The organism is Emticicia aquatilis, from assembly GCF_014644295.1.
GTDB classification, from domain to species: domain Bacteria; phylum Bacteroidota; class Bacteroidia; order Cytophagales; family Spirosomataceae; genus Emticicia; species Emticicia aquatilis.
The window spans coordinates 117,386-135,972 of record NZ_BMKK01000010.1 but is presented as its reverse complement, the minus strand read 5'-3'; the positions used below and the strand labels follow the sequence as shown (position 1 = coordinate 135,972).

The following is an 18,587-nucleotide window of genomic DNA, read 5'->3' as shown; positions in this document are numbered from 1 at the left end:
ATTTATTTTTGAAAAAATTATAATTTAACAACAAACTCAAGTGAATTCAAAAGGCTATTTAAAACATATTGCATACGACTCGGTAGTATTTGGTTTTTCGGGCGAAAAACTGAAGATTTTGATAATGAAATACCATAATACCGGACTTTTTGCTCTTCCAGGTGGCTTTGTGAAGTATGACGAAGACCTAAATGATGCAGTAAGAAGGGGCTTGAAAGAACGAACTGGCTTGGATAATATTTATTTGGAGCAATTTTATGCGTTTGGGAGTGTGGCTCGCTACAAGCCCGAAATTATGGAAACTATTATGAAAGCCAATAATCAATCGTTGGAAGGGTATTCTTGGCTTTTGGATAGATTTATTTCGGTGGCTTACTATGCCTTGATAAATTATGAAGATGTTGTGCCAACTCCCGATGCTCTTTCTGATTCTTGTGATTGGTATGCTCTCGACGAACTACCAAATTTGATGCTCGACCACGCAGATATTGTTGCCAAAGCATTACAAACTTTACGAGATAATTTGGAACGTAAATTGGTTGGTATGAATTTATTACCCACACTTTTTACGATGAAAGAATTACAGAAAGTATATGAGGCGATTTTGGGAGAAAAACTACATCGTGGTACTTTCCAACGCAAAATACTGAGTTTGGGAATTCTGAAACGCCACGAAAAACAATATTCGGGAGCAGCTCATAAAGCACCTTTTTTGTATAGTTTTGAGCAAAAATAATAAAACTGTAAAACAAAAAATCCCCTACATAGTTTCTAAATATGCTTTTTAACCAGTAGGGGAATGTATGGATTCAAGAATGCTCTTATTTTTCTGTGTGCAAAAGGTTGTTGGGGTCTTCGAGGTTAAATTTATTTCGTCTTCTGGCGAGGGGTAGTTCAATACCTGAGTATAAAACTACTTTGTTGAGTGGGCGTGGTTTTATTTCTTTGATAGAACTTTTATTGACCAAAAAAGATTTATGGATACGTATGAAATGACCAGAATCTGATTCATCTAATAGGGCTTCACACTTCTTTAAGGTATAAGCAAGCACCTCTTTTCGTCCAGTATTGAAATGGACAATAGTGTAGTTGATTGAGCCTTCGAGGTGGCAGATTTGTTGAGTATTTTTCAATTGCATGGTTTGACGTTGGCTTAATTTATACGATATTTAATAGCAAAAGTTGAAATCATTTAAGTCATATATTTTGACCGTTTTTTTTCTTGAGCAAGAAATTCTTAATTTTTGTATAATTCAACAAAAATAGAGTTTTGATAAATTTACAAAAGTTTTGATAAAATATAATTAGCTGAAAATTAGCTATTTAACTAAAGTGAGATGAGTGTGGGAGAAGCACAGCAATTAAAAGTTTTAAAACTAAGGTTTATAAAAAAAGTCATCGAAGACTTCGGTGATGATTACTTGCCTATCCGAAAAAATGACTTTGAAAGTATAAATTTGTCGGCTTTAGTAAGTGCCATACTTAAGAAAAACAAAGTGCAGATTCCAGAGCATAAATTGCGAGAATTTTTGGTGAGTGAACAAACGCTTCGCCGAATTTTTGAAGAACGAGATAAGGAAACAACTTTTCAGCAAACTACCCGCAATTTCTTATCACTTTATATTGGTTATCAGAATTACCAAGATTTTTTGGAGAAAGCAGATTTTAGTTCCAAACCCAAAACAGAAACTCGAAACTGGCGTAGTTTCGGAATTGGTGTCTTGCTATTAGGACTGTTTGTAGTTATTGGTTTTGTGTGGAAGAAGAAAATATTGAGCGAGCCTTTGAAAGGGAATTTGTCAAAAGTGGTTTTCGAAAGCACTAAAGCACCAATAACCGCAAAGTTTTCTTATGACTTCAGTCATCTCAATTTTAACCGTGCTATTCTTGAATATTCGTTATGGGGTAAGAAAGATACGCTCGAACTCGACAAAACAAAAAAAACGGCTTCAGTATGTTTCATGCATCCAACTGTGCGGATAGTAAGATTAGTAGCTGATGGAAAAGTGCTGGACTCGGTGAAAGTAGTTGTGCCATCTGATGGTTGGGTGTCGGGTTATGAAGAAATAAATTACCTACCAGCTGAGCAATGGAAAAAAAATGGCGTTGCTCATATCCCGAAAGAAGCTGTGCCTAATGCTGTCAGAGAGCAATCAACTTATTATTCATTCATAAAAAAGGTAGCAAACTTTGATAGAAACCTTTCGGCTGACGAAATGATTTTTGAAACTCGTCTCAAAAATCCGGTTTCGGAAGGAGGTATCAGCTGTAATGATGTTTCTGTTGTAATTACTGGTGAAAAACACAAGTTTTTACTGAATCTAACTCAAAAGGGCTGTTCGCATTATGCGTATGTGCATTTACCCAATCTGATTTTTGAAGGGAAAACGCATGATTTAAGCAAATTAGGCGTGAACCTTGATGATTTTGTGCGACTTAAACTGATAGTGAATAATAGAAAACTACAAATATTTATCGAAGACCAGCTCGCCTTCCAGACAAACTACTTAGATAACTTTGGTTCAATGCAGGCCACTTATATTGGCTTTAAAGGTTTAGGTTCGGTAGATTACATCAAAATTTCAGATAATAATAAGGTTTTAGAAGAAGAGAATTTTTGAGCAGTTGATATAACAAAAAAAGCACTCATTATTGAGTGCTTTAGCGGTCTGGACGGGGTTGTACAAAGTATTGATTAACAGGTAGTTATAGGCGTTTTTTTTCTGGTAGCAAAAAAAGTAGCATCATTTATGAAAATTATTCAACTTTTAAGACCTCTTTTCACATTTATCATGTTTTTTTAACTTTATTTATTAGATTTTTTTGTTCTAATCTTTTAATTTATTACTTTCAAATTCGACTCCTTTAAGTGCTACTTATTCACGTAAATCAAAAGATATAGCGATTCTCATTTTTAAAATTAAAAAAATGGAAAAAGATAAAAGTATCTATGCTTTATTAGTGGGTATTGACTCATATCCTTCTGGTATTCCCCAATTATTTGGCTGTGTAAATGATATAACTGCTGTTAGTAATCTATTAGAGAAAAAATATTCTTCATATCAACAACATATATTCAAGCTGGAAAATGAAAACGCAACACGAGAAAATATAATTCGAGGTTTTAGAAATCATCTTTCCAAAGCACGTGAAAATGATACGGTTTTATTTTATTACTCTGGTCATGGTTCTCGTGAAAATGCTCCCAAAGAATTTTGGAATGAATTCCCAACAAGAAAAAATGAGACACTCGTTTGTTATAATAGTCGAACAGATGGAGGATTTGACCTTGCTGATAAAGAAATAGCAGTTTTATTAAATGAGTTAGCAGTTCACCATCCACATATTGTTGTTTGTTTAGATTCGTGTCATTCGGGTTCAGGTACAAGAGATTCTGTTGATTTAGTGAATGTCCGTCAAGTTGAGAAGGAAGGAAACAATCGCCCTTTGGAGAGTTATGTGGATGGGTTTTATTTTAATCAAATGAAGAATACAGGAAGAATATCAGTACCTACCCCTAAACATTTACTCTTATCAGCCTGCCAAGAAGATGAAAAGGCATACGAGACAAAAGATAAGCACGGTTTATTTACAACAAATTTATTAACATGTTTGTCGCAACAACAAAATATAAGAATAACCTATGCTGAACTTTATCAAAGTTTATCAATCAAAGTTAGAACGACACAAAAAACGCAGCACCCAAACTTTGAGTATTTTGGTGGTTTTAACCCTCATACGATTTTTTTAACTGGTGTAGTTTCTGATAGAATTAGAACTTTCCCTATTTTTTATGATAGCCAAGATAAGAAATGGAAAGCAGGAAAAGGAGTAATTCATGGTATTCCAAATGAAAGTATTGAGGAAATAAAGATTTGGATTTTTGATACTAATACCTCTGAATATACTTTTGAGAACTGCATTGGAGAAACATATCTGACAGATGTTTTTACGAATGAATCTATAATAAAAACAATAGAAAAATTAGATACCAATGAAGTATATGTTGGCTTCCAAGTAAATGGAGGAAAGAATTATGCAAGTGTATATTCAGAGATTAGTATCAACGACCTACCAGCACTACATGAATTCCAAAAAGTTGAATTATCAGAAAAAGAAAGTTCTGACTATTGGATATTGGAGCATAATGATTTGTATTCAATTATTCATAGAGCGAGTAATAAAATCATCACAGAGAATACAGATTTATTGGTTATTAACTACGCACTTCAAAAAATCGCTCGTTGGGAGAATATAAAAAAACTTAGAAATTCAAAAACTAAAATTAGAGGTACTAACATTGAAACTGTATTTAATTTATTGGATGAATTTAATGAGATTGAGCAATCATTTAAAGATAATGAAGTAGAATTATCATTGACACAATACGATGATGGTGCAATCGAAACCAAAAAATATAGTATTTTGGTGAATAACTCATCTGGTAAGGAATTACATTTTAAACTAATTTTTATATCTCCACTTTATGGTGTCCTGCAACTTGGAGCTGCTATTGTCCCAAATGGGCAAACTGGTATTTTAAAAGATGTAGGTAAATTAGGTTTTTTCGCTGAGCAACAGGATGATATAGAAAGCAACTGTATTTTCAAAATAGTTGCCAGTACCGAAGAAATAGATTTATCCTTTTTTGAGCAAAATAATTTTTCATTAAATCTTAGTTTTGACGAAAACATCACAAGAGCTTCGAGACGTCGTTTTCTGGATGAACTGGGGGTAGGCAACAGCGAAATTTTGGACTGGATTTCAAAAGACATTAAGTTAAGGTTAGTAAAATCAAGTACAAAAATTGGAGAGAATAAAGTCGAACTAAATAATGGACAAATCATTATTCAGCCTCATAAATCGCTAAAAGCTAAAGTTTCTCTTACAAGTTTGTATGAGCCAAGCAGAGGTAATTTCAGTAAAGAGGCAATCATCCCATCTATACTGGAGAAACAGGGTGTATCATTACTATCTTTTGAGGGAGCATCAAAATCTGCGATTACACCACAATTTATTGAACTACAAGAAATAGAAGGAGTCATTTCAGCCAGTGACCCATTAATTGTTAGCATAGAAAATTCAACAATCGAACTCAATGAGTTACTTTTTCCTGTTGTTGTGGATGGAGATAATTTATTGGTTATTGGTAATAGTCAGACCACCGAAAAAGGGAAAAGTGAAGTATTTATTGAGCGATTAACAGAGATTGAAACACATGGAGTAAGTACAAAAAACATTGGCAGAGCAATCAAATTTTGTCTGATGAAACTTATCTTCAAGGCTAATCCCGACAACTTCTTTTTACTTCGGTGGGTAGATTTTGATGCAAATGGTCTTATCCACAAATCTGAAGGAATCAAAGAAAAAGTAGAAAGTGCTAATAAAATCTTGTTATTGGTTCACGGAATTATTGGAGATACTGAAGGAATGATTCCATTTGTTGAAACAGTTACAAAATCTACTTTAAATCCTGATGGGAAATATGACCTCACACTTACTTTTGATTATGAATGCCTCAATACACCAATCGAACAAATTTCTACAAATCTAATTAAAGCTCTCGCCGATGTTGGTATCAGCGATACTACTGGTAAGAAAGTAACAATAATTGCTCATTCAATGGGAGGATTAGTTTCACGAGTAATGATTGAGAAAAACAAAAAAGGTATGTTGGTCGAAAAACTTATTATGGCAGGGACGCCAAATGGAGGCTCAGTTTTAGGTAAAGTTCCTTCTTACTTAGCTTTGGCATCTGATGTGCTTACGTTGGGTTTGGGAGCGGCAATCATTGCTCCTTATCTAAGTTGGGCGGCAGGATTAGTTGTGGCATTGAAAAAGAGTGAAAAACTAACCGTTACATTAGCTCAAATGAAGCAAGATTCTGATTTTATCAGAGAATTAATAACATTTAATGACCCCAAAGTACCTTATTATATTTTAGCAGGTAGAATTGATAAATTTGAAGTTTCTGGAACATCATGGTTTGAAAAATTAGGCAAAAAATTAGCTGTGGTAGGTGGCAATGTTTTTCATAAAGGGGAAATTCACGACATTGCTGTTTATACTACTGATATTGAGGCCGTTGATGATAATCGTTCTCCAAAGCCTGTTAAGAAAGAAGTCGGATGTCCACATATTTTGTATTACGATGAACCTGCAAGTACTGCTATCATGTATAAGTGGTTAGAATTTTAAAAACTAATATCAATTGAAAAAAATATCTAATGTCAAAACCTATTTTCTTGTTTGTTTATGCTAATCCAGATGATAATCTGGAAAACTTACTTAATGAAAAAGCAAAAGTTGTAGAAATTATTGAGAGGAGAAATGTAAAAGACGACTTTGATTACAAAGTGGTTTCAACACGTGTAGAAATTGTTGATTTCTTAAAAAATGAAATCAACCGTGAAAATCTACTTTTATTTTCTTACAGTGGGCATTCAGCGGGAGATAAGCTCATTACCGAACAAGAACAAACTGAAAGCATTGGTATAGTTCAACTCTTGGCTTTATGTCCAAACCTAAAATTGTTGGTTCTGAATGGATGCTCAACCAAAGGTTGGATACAGCAATTAGAAATTAGTTTTCATAAAAACCAATTTAAACTTCCTGTAATTATTGCCACTTCTTCAAAAGTGCAAGATAAGGTGGCTGCTGATTTTGGTATAGCTTTTTTTGAGCAATTATTTGAATTCGGTCTTTCCTTTCAGAAATCTTTCGACATTGCAATAGCTGTCATTAAGACCCATGTTCAAGCTCAAGGGTTGAATATCCATAGATTTTTAGATGAAATGGCAAAACCGGATTCTGCAATTATTGATTCTTGGATAATATCAATAAGTAATGAATCCACTGCGTCAGAGAAAAATATTAATCAATTTCTAAAAATAAGCGACTCAAATTTTCAACCCAACATTAGACTTTTTAAAACTCTTATTACCGAGCTGAGTAAACATAACTCAGAAATTAGAAAACGTTATGAGAATAACAAAAAAGTAATATCAAACATACATCCCTATAAACCTGATATTTATAAATCTTTTCCTTTCCCGATTAGTAAACGTTTACAAAGATTAGATTCATCCGAAAGTATTGTAGATTCAAAAGACCAACAAAAAGATTTTTTCAATAAAGTGGACAAATCTCGTTTAGGGGAACTAATTAGAACATTTACCACAATATCAGATTTATTATTTGCAATCGCACAAGCTGAACTTTATAATCTACTCAATCATTCTCATTTAAAGCTCAATGCAAATCAAACAAGTTTCATATTAGAATCATATAAGCCAGCCAAAACTTATTTAATTTCAGATAAATTATTTTTTTGGGTTGAAATATTAAAGAGTAAAGCAGAATCACTTTTTGTAATTGAATTGACCGAACTTTCCACAACCTTTTTTGAAATATTTGATTACTTTGAAAAACTAAGCCTAAAATACGCTACACTAAGTAACGATGAAGCTGAAGGCTTGGTAGAGTTGGTAGAAATAAAATTAGAATTTATCTTTAGAGAAACCTTATTTCTAATAAATTACAATCTTACAACGATTGAAAATATTTTACTTAACCGTCGCAGGAAGGAGGATGCCAAATATAGTCACCAGATTTATAAGCAGCAATGGAGTGGACTTGAACCAAGTAAAGACACCGAAACATTAGAAACATTTCTTGATAATACATCTATCATTTTGCATAAAGGTAATATTGAAAGCTCACTCGAATACCTAAACTTGAGTCCGTTTTTATTAGATGATGCTTTATTCAACGAAAAAGCGACTGTCTCTAACCTTATGGTTATCTCAAAAGTAAAAATGGATTTGCAGCTTTTTTATTACCGATATTTGATTTATGGCAGTATGGAGGGTAGTGGTACAAAGGAATTGATGTTTCAAGAAAACTCGAAATTTAGTAATGAAATTGATTTTGAAAATCGTGTATTTGTAGAGATTTATTCGGAATGGGAACTTTATTTTAAAACGATTGAAAACGCCGTATGAAAAGTCCATTTAAGTTCTTAGATGCCTATACTTCGGCCGATATTGCCTCGTTTTTTGGGCGACAAACCGAGGAACGCCAATTGTTTCAACAATTACGAAATACCTCTATTACTTTACTATATGGTGTATCTGGTACTGGCAAAACCAGCTTAGTGCAATGTGGCTTGGCAAAATATTACGATGGGCCAGACTGGCACCCATTTTATATAAAACGTGGAAATAATATTAATAAAAGCCTCGAATCTTTACTCAAAAGTGTCTTAGACGAAAATACTTTAACTGAAAGTTTAGATGATTTGGTCTATGAAGTTTTTCTCCAATACTCCCGACCTGTTTATTTGATTTTTGACCAATTTGAGGAGATTTTTACAGTAGCCAAAGATGCCAACACAGAAGAGAAAGAATTGTTTTTTAGCAACATTAGCCAGCTTTTAAAACGTAATCTTCCTTGTAAGGCTATTATTATTATTAGAGAAGAGTTTTTAGGGCAACTCTATGATTTTGAGCGTTATATTCCAAATCTTTTTGATTTTAGAATAAGGGTAGAACCCATGAATACTTCAAAACTTGAAGCAGTTTTAAGTGGTACTTTTGAGTACTTTAAAATAAACCAGCAACAGAAAAATTTAGATGTACAAAATGCAATCAAGGATAATTTAATCGAAGGAAACGCTACCAGTCAGTTAGCTTATCTACAAGTTTATTTGGATAGACTTTGGAAATTTGCCTATATAGAAAAGTATGGTGAACAAGAATGGAGCGGTGTAACACCAAGTGTTGAAATTACAGAAGGTACGATAAGTAAAGTAGGAGATGTAAGTAATGTATTGAATATATATCTGGAAGAACAACTTAAAACCATAGCTGCTAAATTGAATTGCCAATCCAATTGGATTATTGAAATATTGGATTCTTTTGTAACAGACGATGGCACTAAACGCCCAATAATTGAAGGGTCAAATCTCTTAAATCCCAAAAACAGATTAGGTGACTCTGATTTAACTCTTTGTCTAAATGCTTTACAAGAAGCTCGTTTATTAAGAAAGGATAATGAATACTATGAGTTAGCCCATGATGCACTGGCTGGAATTTTAGATAAAAAAAGGACTGGTGAACAAAGGCTAATCAAAAATTTAACCTTTAAACTTAAAAATGATTTTGAGCTTTTTGAGAAAGAAAATGGCGGTTTGTTAGATATTCAAAATTTAGCTGTTTATGACAGATACCAAATATTAATTGATTCAGAACTTAGTCAAGAACCGATTTATAAAAAATTACTAAATTATATTGAGATTAGTCGAGAGAGTAATGAAAAAAAAAGAATAGAATTGGAATATAAAAATGAGCGTCTCAAGTCGCAGAGTGCTGAATTACATTATAATAATCAAAAATTAGAAGCTCAGGTCCAAAAAACAAAAAAATATTTCAAATTGATTCTATTTTCTTTAATAGTGGTAATTGGTATTGCAATTTATGCCCTTTTTAAGAAGAAAGAAGCTGATTCAAATTTAATAAATTTTTACAATGAGAGGATTAAACGTTTAAAAATAGATGCAACAACTTACGAAAGCAGTGAAGATTATAAAAATGCTTTAGATAAAATTTCTGAAGCTGATAGCCTTAAACCTAATGATAGCGAAATAAAGATACTTAAAAATAGAATTGAGAAAAAATTAAATCTATGAAAACAATTATCACAATTCTTTTACTGATTCTGTCAAATATCTCCTATGCTCAAACTAAAAAAGAAAATCCCTGCGAAATTCTTGATAGGTTAAAAAAGGAAGCAAAAATATTGGAGTTTTGTACGCCCCCTAAGTATAGTAAATCTATTCGTAAATTATACTCTTCATTAGTTGCGGCAAGAGATTGTAAGTCAGCGAGCGAAGAAGAAATTCTAAATTTGACTATTCAACTTTTTGATAGGGTTGACTCTTTAAGAATTTTAGCTGATAATGCTAAGAATAGTGCAATAAAATTACAGGAAATTGCTGACAAAAAAACTAAAGAGACTATTAAAGCACTTAAACAAGCCCAAATAGCCACTAACAACGCCAAAGCACTTTACTTATCCTCGGAGGCTGGTAAACTTAACCCAATTCAGGGTTTAAATTTATTAGATAAGGCATTGGAACTAACAAAAGATATTAAGACCCGAAATGTGATTAGAGAACAAGACTCTCTAATCTTTAATAATAGCAATAATCATCATTTCCAAGAAAAAGGGCGATTCTTAAATGTTAAATCAGCCACCTTTTCTAAGGATAGTAAATGGTTGGTGACAAAAAATAGCAATTTTGAATCCAACTTCTGGGAAGTAGGAAGCGGTAAAAATCATGATTTCCTAAAGGATGAAAAAAGTATTCGTTATGCCACCTTTTCTGATGATGGCAAATGGTTGGTGACAAAAAATAGCAATAATGAATCCAAAGTCTGGGAAGTAGGAAGCGGAAAATCTCCTGATTTCTTAAAGGATGAAAAAAGTATAAGTGATGCCACCTTTTCTGCTGACAGTAAATGGTTGGTAACGATAAATTTCAGTGATGAATCCAAAGTCTGGGAAGTAGGAAGCGGTAAAAATCATGATTTTTTAAAGGATGAAAAAAGTATTAGTTATGCCACTTTTTCAAAGGACAGTAAATGGTTGGTGACTACAAATAGCAATTTGGAATCTAAAGTCTGGGAAGTTGGAATCGGAAAATATCATGATTTCTTAAAGGATGAAAAAAGTATTATTTCTGCCACCTTTTCATCTGACAGTAAATGGTTAATGACGAGAAATGGCAATAATGAATCCAAAGTCTGGGAAGTAGAAATCGGAAAATCTCCTGATTTCTTAAAGGATGAAAAAAGTATAAGTGATGCCACCTTTTCTAAGGACAGTAAATGGTTGGTGACGAGAAGTAGTAATTTTGAATACAAAATCTGGGAATTAGAAATCGGAAAATCTCCTGATTTCTTAAAGGATGAAAAAAGTATTCGTTCTGCCACCTTTTCTGATAACAGTAAATGGTTAGTGACGAGAAATGGCAATGATGAATCCAAAGTCTGGGAAGTAGGAAGCGGTAAAAATCATGATTTTCTAAAGGATGAAAAAGGTATTCATTCTGCCACCTTTTCTGATGATGGCAAATGGTTGGTGATGATAAATTTCAATGATGAATCCAAAGTCTGGGAAGTAGGAAGCAGTAAAAATCATGAATTTTTAAAGAATGAAAAAAGTATTCGTGTTGCCACACTTTCTGATGACAGTAAATGGTTAGTGACGATAAATAGTAATTTTGAATACAAAGTCTGGGAATTAGGAATCGGAAAATCTCCTGATTTCTTAAAGGATGAAAAAAGTATTCGTTATGCCACCTTTTCTGCTGACAGTAAATGGTTAGTGACGATAAATTTCAATGATGAATCCAAAGTCTGGGAAGTAGGAAGCGGTAAATCTCCTGTTTTCTTGAAGGATGAAAAAAGCATTAGTGATGCCACCTTTTCTGATGACAGTAAATGGTTGGTGACGAGAAATAGTAATTTTGAATCCAAAATCTGGGAATTAGGAATCGGAAAATCTCCTGATTTCTTGAAGGATGAAAAAAGCATTAGTGATGCCACCTTTTCTGATGACAGTAAATGGTTGGTGACGAGAAATAGCAATTTTGAATACAAATTATGGGAATTAGGAATCGGAAAATCTCCTGATTTCTTAAAGGAGGAAAAAAGTATAAGTGATGCCACCTTTTCATCTGACAGTAAATGGTTGGTGACAAGAAATGGAAATAATGAATCTCAAGTCTGGGAATTAGGAATCCGTCAATCTCCTGATTTCTTGAAGGATGAAAAAAGTATGATTTATGCTACCTTTTCACCTGACAGTAAATGGTTGGTGACTACAAATATCAATTTGGAATCCAAAGTCTGGGATTTAGGAATAGGAAAATCTCCTGATTTCTTAAAGGATGTAAAAAGTATCATTTATGCTACCTTTTCATCTGACAGTAAATGGTTGGTGACTACAAATATCAATTTGGAATCCAAAGTCTGGGAATTAGGAATAGGAAAATCTTTTGATTTCTTGAAGGATGAAAAAAGTATTAATAATGCCACCTTTTCAAAGGACAGTAAATGGTTGGTGACGAGAAATAGTAATTTTGAAACCAAAATCTGGGAAGTAGGAATCGGAAAATCTCCTGATTTCTTGAAGGATGAAAAAAGTATTAGTGATGCTATCTTTTCATCTGACAGTAAATGGTTGGTGACGAGAAATAGTAATTTTGAATCCAAAATCTGGGAAGTAGGAATCGGAAAATCTCCTGATTTCTTAAAGGATGAAAAAAGTATTCTTTATGCCACCTTTTCTGATGACAGTAAATGGTTGGTGACGAGAAATAGCAATGATGAATCCAAAGTCTGGGAAGTAGGAAGCGGTAAATCTCCTGATTTCTTAAAGGATGAAAAAAGTATTATTTCTGCCACCGTTTCTGATGACGGTAAATGGTTAATCACAATATCCAAACATAAAATAACCACCTGGAAGCTAAGCACAGGTAAAGCCCTTCAAACTTTATGGGTAAACAAAATCCCAACTAATGCAAAAATAATAGATAGTCGTTATCTATTTGCAACGGTTGGTAAAGCCATCATTAAAACAGACTTACAAACCCAACAAGGTAATCTATTTAGCTATGGAGATGGCGAACCTTTAGATTATACTTATGAAGAAATAGAAGAATGGAAAGAAGCATTTAAGGATACATATCTTTTGCCTTTAGATGATGAAATAAAAAAGAAGTATGAAATCAAAGATGTGATTGTAAAACCTAAAACTTCCCAACCAAAACAAAAGCTCCCCAATGGTAAAAGCCGTAACCTTCGCTAATCATGGTTTTCATGGCCATTTGTAGTGCTTTTGCTTTATTTTGAACTGTATATTGGTCGTAAAAACTGGTGAATAATTTAGAGGTGGAGCTATCATTTACTGCCCATAAACTCACAAGCAAGCTTTTTGCTCCTGAGTTTAAGATTGAGCGTACCATTCCAAAAAGTTCATCACCTGTTTGGTATTCGTTCACACCTGTTTCGCAGCCACTTAACACAATTAAATCGGCACTGGTTTTTTGTTCAAAGATTTCTTTTGCCGTTAGTTTTTGTTTATCGGCCAATAAAATGTATTGTTCTAAGCCATTGGAGGCTTGAGCTTTACCATGTCCAGCAAAATGTAAGAGTGCACTTTTGGGGTACAGTTCTAAAAACTTGTCTTTGCTGGCGGCTTCGTTCAGTAATAGTTTAGCATCATTTATCTTTTCTGCAATATATTCTGCCTCAGTCGTTGCAAAAGGCAAATCATGTGTTGGGTTGCCAAATACAGCTTTCTTATCTTTTTTGTTTCGTGTTTTCTTTCTTTCCAAGGTTTGTTGTAGAATAGATAAACTTGGGCTATAAAATATGGGGTTTCGCTCAATGAAATATTGGTTTGGTTGTATTTTGAGTGTGTGTAAAGGTAAATCATGCAAAATACCGTGTGGTATTAAACAAACTATGTCATCAGTGCTGGCCCATTCATTGATTGGTGTAATTAGACTATTGAATTGTTGCCAATTTTGCTCAAAGCTTATATCCCAAACTTTTTTTTCTTTAAACTCTTCCAAAAATCTGTTTTCACTGGTGCTACTTTCGGCATTTCTTACTCCTTCAGTTTTATGAAAAAAAGTTTTTACAGTATTCTTTAACGTTTCATAATTTAAATTAATACGATAAATTTTGGGTTGCTCCCAGTCAGAACGAATGCCAAAAGCAACAGTCAAAGTCGGTACACTAAAGTACTGAACAATTAATATTTGTTGCCCATTGGCTTCTTCGGCTCTTTTGACTAAATCTTTTATCAAATTAAAATTAGCAATGGGTTCTATATATCCAGTTTTCTTTTCAATATTTGAGTAGTTAAAGAGATTAGATAAAAGTTGTTCCATTTTACTTTTTAGAAGAAGTTTTTTAGAAGCTTTCTCTTCGGCTTGATATTTCTGGAGTAGTAATTTGTAGTCGTCGTATGTTTTTGTTCGTTTTATTTTAATTTTTTCGACCGAAGTTTCTAAAAGGAATGATTGGCTTTTCATTCTTTCGAGCCAAGTTATGGCATTGATATAATCTTTCTTCATCCAAAAATTGGCATAAAATGCTTGAAGATAGAGGTCTTGTTTGTCTTCCCCAAAATCAGAGACAGCCAACTGGCGTTGGATACCAGTTTTATTATCAGCCACAAATCTAAGCTCATCTACTAAGAGAGCTGCTTCTTTGAAATGCCATTCGGCTTGTTCTAAATTTTGATAAAATTCCTCACTATTAGAGGGTAAATTTTGTGCCAACTCGTATTTACAAAGAGCCTGATGAAACTTAGTACGCCACAAAGATGTATTCAAGCTATTTGATTTAAACAAATTTGCAGATTCGGAAAAACGCTCGTAAGCATCATCAAAAGTTTTAGGGTTCTTAAACTCACGTGTAACTTTAAGTAATACAAGACCCTGTTGTGATAAGGTAAAAGCTAATTGAGGCGTTAAATGATAATTGTCAAATATTTTTTCTGCCTGTGTCAAGTATTTCCCTGCATTTTCGTAGTCATTTATGATTCCGTACAACTGTCCTTTTGTTTGATAAATATTCCCTAATTGAAGTTTAAAATCAACTTTGTGCGAACTCAAGGCATATTTTTCGGCTTTATTAAAGTAATCTTCTATTTCAGAACTAAAAATAAAATTCGGTTTATTATAAAAAAATAGGTGTGAAGCCAATTGAAAATATCTTTGTGACAAAGCATAGTAATCCTCTAAAATCTCGTCTATTTTGATTGCTTCATTGATGAAGCGAATTGCTTCTTGCGTATTATCGCTAACTACAACATTGGAGAGGTTGAACAAAGCTTCAGAAAGAAAAGGTGTAACACCAATAGTTTTATATCTTGAAATTATTTCTTTCATTAAAGCAATTCCTTCGGCTTGTCTGCCAACCGAAATATAAGTATTGGCCTTTAAAGTAAGTCTTTGATTTTTAATCCAACTATTGTTTTTTTGTTCAGATTTATCATCAAAACCATAAATATAAGCTGCATCTCCTTGTTTTTGAGCAACAAAAATTTTGTATAGGTCTTCGATTTGCTCAGAAAGTTGAATAGAAATATGTTCATTTAACTGGTTAACTTCTGCTTCCGCTTTTATATTTTCAGCTTCTTCACCACGTTGTAAGTGCCAACGGGCAATGTTTCGCCACGACTGTTGAATTTTAGTGTATTCCTTTAATATTTTATATCTTTCAATTGCCTTATTTAACAAGTTTATTCCATTGGCATAGCCATATTCTAAAAGCAATGTACCTAATTCATAAAATACATTGGCCGCACCATTATCCAATTTGTGTGCTTCTGCAATTTCGAGTATTGCGTTGTATGTATTATCAACTTTATTGAAATCGAGTGTTTCTGTATTAGCGGCTTCCTCAAACTCTAATTGTGCAATCTTCAATTTGGCTTTAATCAGCAGATAGGAGAATTGAATTTTTTCGGATTCGGTTATTATTTGCAATAGAAGTTTATTTGACTCAAGTTTATTAGATGTTGGTCCTTTTAAGTGTAGTTCAACTATTCGATATTTAGTGAGGAGTGCTTCTTCAAAGTTGTTTGTTTTAATGTAAAACTCGTATGAATGATTATGAAGATTAATAGCCTCAGTTTTTTGTAAAGAGGATAAAAAGCCTAAGCTAATTCCGAGTTCAAGCAGACGAGCTTTAAGACCATAGTATAAAGCCAATAATTGGCTGTCATTCTGTTGAAATTTTGCAAAAACTGCCTCAAATTCTTTTAAACCAATTTCAAATGATTCAAATGCTTGAATAAATATTTCGTTAAAACATTTCCAGAGACTCAAATGCTTGTAGATTAATTCATCAGTTACAACTTTGAGTTTTTCTTTTAAAAATATATTTGCTTCCACAAACTTTCCAAGCTCTTGCAAAGACCTAAATTGGTAAAGTAGTAATTTATCTTTCTGTTCTACTGATTCTGAGTTAATATTGATAACCTCATAATAGTTCGCCTGAAAATAATCTTTCACAAAAGGCAACATCACATTAGGTAACTCTTCTTTCATCGGTTTTCAGATTTATTACTCAAATTTAGTTAATTTGATGTGATATTAGCACAATCAAATCCAAAGATGTTGATACAGTTGGAGCATATCTTCATTAAAACAGAAACTAAAAATACCATCCAATAAATGCTCAATTTGTTGTTGGTTGGTGCTTTTACTTCTGATAAGATTTTCGACTGGTATTTTATAGGCTTCAAAAGCTTGTTTGCCTAAACTTTGATGGACTTCAGCAAGTTTAGAAATGGAATTGACTAAATCATTATCTTCTATTTATTCTATTTTTTAGTTCTTCGATTCGATTTATCAACTCTTGAAAACTAAGACTCTTGCCATAAATCATACTTTGCTGCATCTGTTGATAATCCTTCTCCCATTCGTTACAATATCATAGTTAATGAATTGAAATTTATCAAGCGTTTCTTCCCAGTTGCCTTTAAGAGCTGGCGGAACAATGATAAGTGTACGAGAAACATAACTTGGAAACCCATTAAAGTAGAAAAACTTTTTGGCAATGAGTGCAGAAACAATTGTTTTGCCTAAACCCACTACATCTGCTAAGAAAAAGCCCCCATGACGCATCATTTTATTGTATCCATCATTGACAGCATCAACTTGGTAAGATAGGCGTTTAAATCCCTTGGGCAAATCTGATACTGAGTTTGGGTCGAATTCAACACTTTTACCAAAGTATTCAATCAAAAACTTGATATAAACTTCATAGGGAGTAAAAGAATCATTGAGATAGGTCTCTTTTTTGATTTTCTCAATATATTCTTCTGATACAGGAATACTTTCTTCCCATAATCTATTAAAGGTATCGGTAGCAAATTCAATATCGGCATCTTCACGGAGTTCAACATTAAATTCAAAGTTCCGCTCTAAGCCTGCTTCTGTTAAGTTGCTTGACCCAGTTATTACAGCACCGTATCCATGATTATGCTTAGTTTCTTCTCTGAAAATATAAATTTTAGCGTGAATATTCTGTTTAGGATGGACTTTGATTTTAACTTTGCCGTTTTGTAAGTCTTTAATCAATTGCAACATTCCATCTTCAATTTCCTTTTTATATTCAGCTTTTTGGATATTCTCTTTGATGTCTTTTACAAAATCTTCTTGGGATTTTAATACATCTACTTCAAAAAGAACTCCCTGCTTTTGGGCTTCTACAATCAGTTTATCAACATTGATACCCACTAAAATTCTGATTTCTTGAGATTTTTCGATAAAAGGGCGAATGCGGAAATATCCAGTCGCACGAAAATAACCTACTAAAGCGTCAAAAAAATGAATATTTCTATGGTTGAAGATTCCTTCGATTTTATTGATTAGAGTATTATTGCTTTCGTTAGTAAAGAATTTCGTGGATGACATATTGGTTGAATAAAGCAATTAGAGTGTTAGTGTGACAAACTATAAAATTGTAACATAATAAATACAATTTTAGTCAATATAAGGGAGAAATACAATTTTGTTTCGTAGAATGTAAAACGGCGTATAACCAAGTTATACGCCGTTTTACTACGTAATACAGTGTTATACACAGTAAAACACTGTTATTCAACGATTGTAGCACCAGTACCTTCTTCTGGAGTTTCAGTTTTGGGTTGAGTAGTTTTTTTTTGTATTACAACTTCTCTATCAATATCTTTTTCGTTAGCTGCATCGTTAGGCTTGGCCTGCTTACTCTGTATGATTTTATCCAAGAAAAACTTCTTTATAACATCTTTAAAGAAGAACGCCGCAGCTATGCCTATAATTAGGAGTACGACCAAGATGATTTTAACGATTGGAGGTTTTGTGCTTTTGGCTAAGCTATCTCCACCGATAATTTGAATTGATGGCTCTACTTTAAATATCCCGAAAGGGTCTTTCGAGTAAAAGTTATTGTATTTGGACATATTGGTGATTGCTTAAAAACTGTTGATAATATTGTTTTACTAAGGCCTGTACTACGTCTGGCAAGTCTTTAATGTTAGTATTTTGTCGCACTGCTTGAAATACCTTTTTCAAGGTGTCAGTTTCATAAAGACTAAGCCTATTAGCATACCACTGAAGTTTTTCTTGGTCGGTATTTACCGTACGACTAAAATTCTCTTCAATATACTCTCGTACGGCAATGGCTCTTTCTTGGGTGATTCTTTCTTTAGATAAACGCTCAGCAGTTTCATTGGCTTCCTGCCAAATGCTCTTGGTTGCCAGAGCATGTTGTTGCAGCAATTCCTCTTTTTCGACCCTCAAACGCTCAAGCTTCCTATTGGCCATAGCCAATTCATTTTCAGTGTTCTCCAGTTCAAATACAATTTTATTGTACTCCTTAGCATCCGTTTTTCGTCCATTTTCTATTATATCCCAATAGTCCTCTAACGAGAACAGAATACATTCTGAAATGGTCATACCTCTTTTGTGAGCTTCATCCATGATTCGTTTTTCATCTCATGGGTAGTTCTAACATTCA

11 protein-coding genes are annotated in these 18,587 nt (G+C 33.2%); 6 read left to right on the top strand and 5 right to left on the bottom strand.

The features are described from left to right. Window positions 1–40 precede the first annotated feature (40 nt). Window positions 41–736 (top strand): NUDIX hydrolase, encoded by a 696-nt coding sequence (locus IEX65_RS21175; RefSeq protein ID WP_188769087.1) that lies wholly within the window; start codon window positions 41–43, stop codon window positions 734–736. Window positions 737–821: 85 nt separating this feature from the next. Here IEX65_RS21175 and IEX65_RS21170 read toward each other — a convergent pair whose 3' ends face one another. Next, window positions 822–1,139 carry a LytR/AlgR family response regulator transcription factor gene (locus IEX65_RS21170; protein ID WP_188769085.1) on the bottom strand — a complete coding sequence of 106 codons (318 nt, stop codon included), beginning with the start codon at window positions 1,137–1,139 and terminating at the stop codon, window positions 822–824. 198 nt (window positions 1,140–1,337) lie between these two features. Here IEX65_RS21170 and IEX65_RS21165 point away from each other — a divergent pair, with 198 nt between their 5' ends. The 5 genes from IEX65_RS21165 to IEX65_RS21145 all read left to right on the top strand — a co-directional run bounded on the left by IEX65_RS21165 (window position 1,338) and on the right by IEX65_RS21145 (window position 12,873). Beyond that, entirely contained in the window at window positions 1,338–2,621 is a 1,284-nt protein-coding gene (locus IEX65_RS21165; protein WP_188769083.1) for a hypothetical protein, read from the top strand. Window positions 2,622–2,928: 307 nt separating this feature from the next. After that, a complete protein-coding gene (locus IEX65_RS21160) occupies window positions 2,929–6,198 on the top strand; it encodes a caspase family protein (protein WP_188769081.1) in 3,270 nt (1,089 codons plus the stop codon). Window positions 6,199–6,227: 29 nt separating this feature from the next. Then, complete coding sequence (locus IEX65_RS21155) at window positions 6,228–8,003, top strand: hypothetical protein (protein WP_188769079.1); 1,776 nt, start codon at window positions 6,228–6,230, stop codon at window positions 8,001–8,003. Beyond that, complete coding sequence (locus IEX65_RS21150) at window positions 8,000–9,688, top strand: ATP-binding protein (RefSeq protein ID WP_188769077.1); 1,689 nt, start codon at window positions 8,000–8,002, stop codon at window positions 9,686–9,688. The genes IEX65_RS21155 and IEX65_RS21150 overlap by 4 nt, the downstream gene beginning before the upstream one ends. Then, window positions 9,685–12,873, top strand: coding sequence for a WD40 repeat domain-containing protein (locus IEX65_RS21145; protein WP_188769076.1), 3,189 nt, complete (start codon window positions 9,685–9,687; stop codon window positions 12,871–12,873). The genes IEX65_RS21150 and IEX65_RS21145 overlap by 4 nt, the downstream gene beginning before the upstream one ends. Here IEX65_RS21145 and IEX65_RS21140 read toward each other — a convergent pair. From IEX65_RS21140 to IEX65_RS21125, 4 genes are all read right to left on the bottom strand, one after another. Then, complete coding sequence (locus tag IEX65_RS21140; protein WP_188769075.1) at window positions 12,815–16,132, bottom strand: CHAT domain-containing protein; 3,318 nt, start codon at window positions 16,130–16,132, stop codon at window positions 12,815–12,817. The genes IEX65_RS21145 and IEX65_RS21140 overlap by 59 nt on opposite strands. A 336-nt stretch (window positions 16,133–16,468) precedes the next feature. Then, the gene (locus IEX65_RS21135; protein WP_188769074.1) at window positions 16,469–17,503 is read right to left on the bottom strand and encodes a phospholipase D-like domain-containing protein; all 1,035 of its coding nucleotides are present in this window, start codon (window positions 17,501–17,503) and stop codon (window positions 16,469–16,471) included. A gap of 182 nt (window positions 17,504–17,685) precedes the next feature. After that, a complete protein-coding gene (locus IEX65_RS21130) occupies window positions 17,686–18,030 on the bottom strand; it encodes a hypothetical protein (RefSeq protein ID WP_188769073.1) in 345 nt (114 codons plus the stop codon). Beyond that, window positions 18,014–18,550 (bottom strand): hypothetical protein, encoded by a 537-nt coding sequence (locus IEX65_RS21125; protein ID WP_188769072.1) that lies wholly within the window; start codon window positions 18,548–18,550, stop codon window positions 18,014–18,016. Before IEX65_RS21125 ends, IEX65_RS21130 begins: the two co-directional genes overlap by 17 nt. Window positions 18,551–18,587: the final 37 nt, after the last annotated feature.

Coding starts and splice junctions, on each gene's coding strand:
- IEX65_RS21170 (WP_188769085.1), bottom strand. CDS start 1,139: ATGCAATTGAAAAATACTCAACAAATCTGCCACCTCGAAGGCTCAATC.
- IEX65_RS21165 (WP_188769083.1), top strand. CDS start 1,338: ATGAGTGTGGGAGAAGCACAGCAATTAAAAGTTTTAAAACTAAGGTTT.
- IEX65_RS21160 (WP_188769081.1), top strand. CDS start 2,929: ATGGAAAAAGATAAAAGTATCTATGCTTTATTAGTGGGTATTGACTCA.
- IEX65_RS21155 (WP_188769079.1), top strand. CDS start 6,228: ATGTCAAAACCTATTTTCTTGTTTGTTTATGCTAATCCAGATGATAAT.
- IEX65_RS21150 (WP_188769077.1), top strand. CDS start 8,000: ATGAAAAGTCCATTTAAGTTCTTAGATGCCTATACTTCGGCCGATATT.
- IEX65_RS21145 (WP_188769076.1), top strand. CDS start 9,685: ATGAAAACAATTATCACAATTCTTTTACTGATTCTGTCAAATATCTCC.
- IEX65_RS21140 (WP_188769075.1), bottom strand. CDS start 16,132: ATGAAAGAAGAGTTACCTAATGTGATGTTGCCTTTTGTGAAAGATTAT.
- IEX65_RS21135 (WP_188769074.1), bottom strand. CDS start 17,503: ATGTCATCCACGAAATTCTTTACTAACGAAAGCAATAATACTCTAATC.
- IEX65_RS21130 (WP_188769073.1), bottom strand. CDS start 18,030: ATGTCCAAATACAATAACTTTTACTCGAAAGACCCTTTCGGGATATTT.
- IEX65_RS21125 (WP_188769072.1), bottom strand. CDS start 18,550: ATGGATGAAGCTCACAAAAGAGGTATGACCATTTCAGAATGTATTCTG.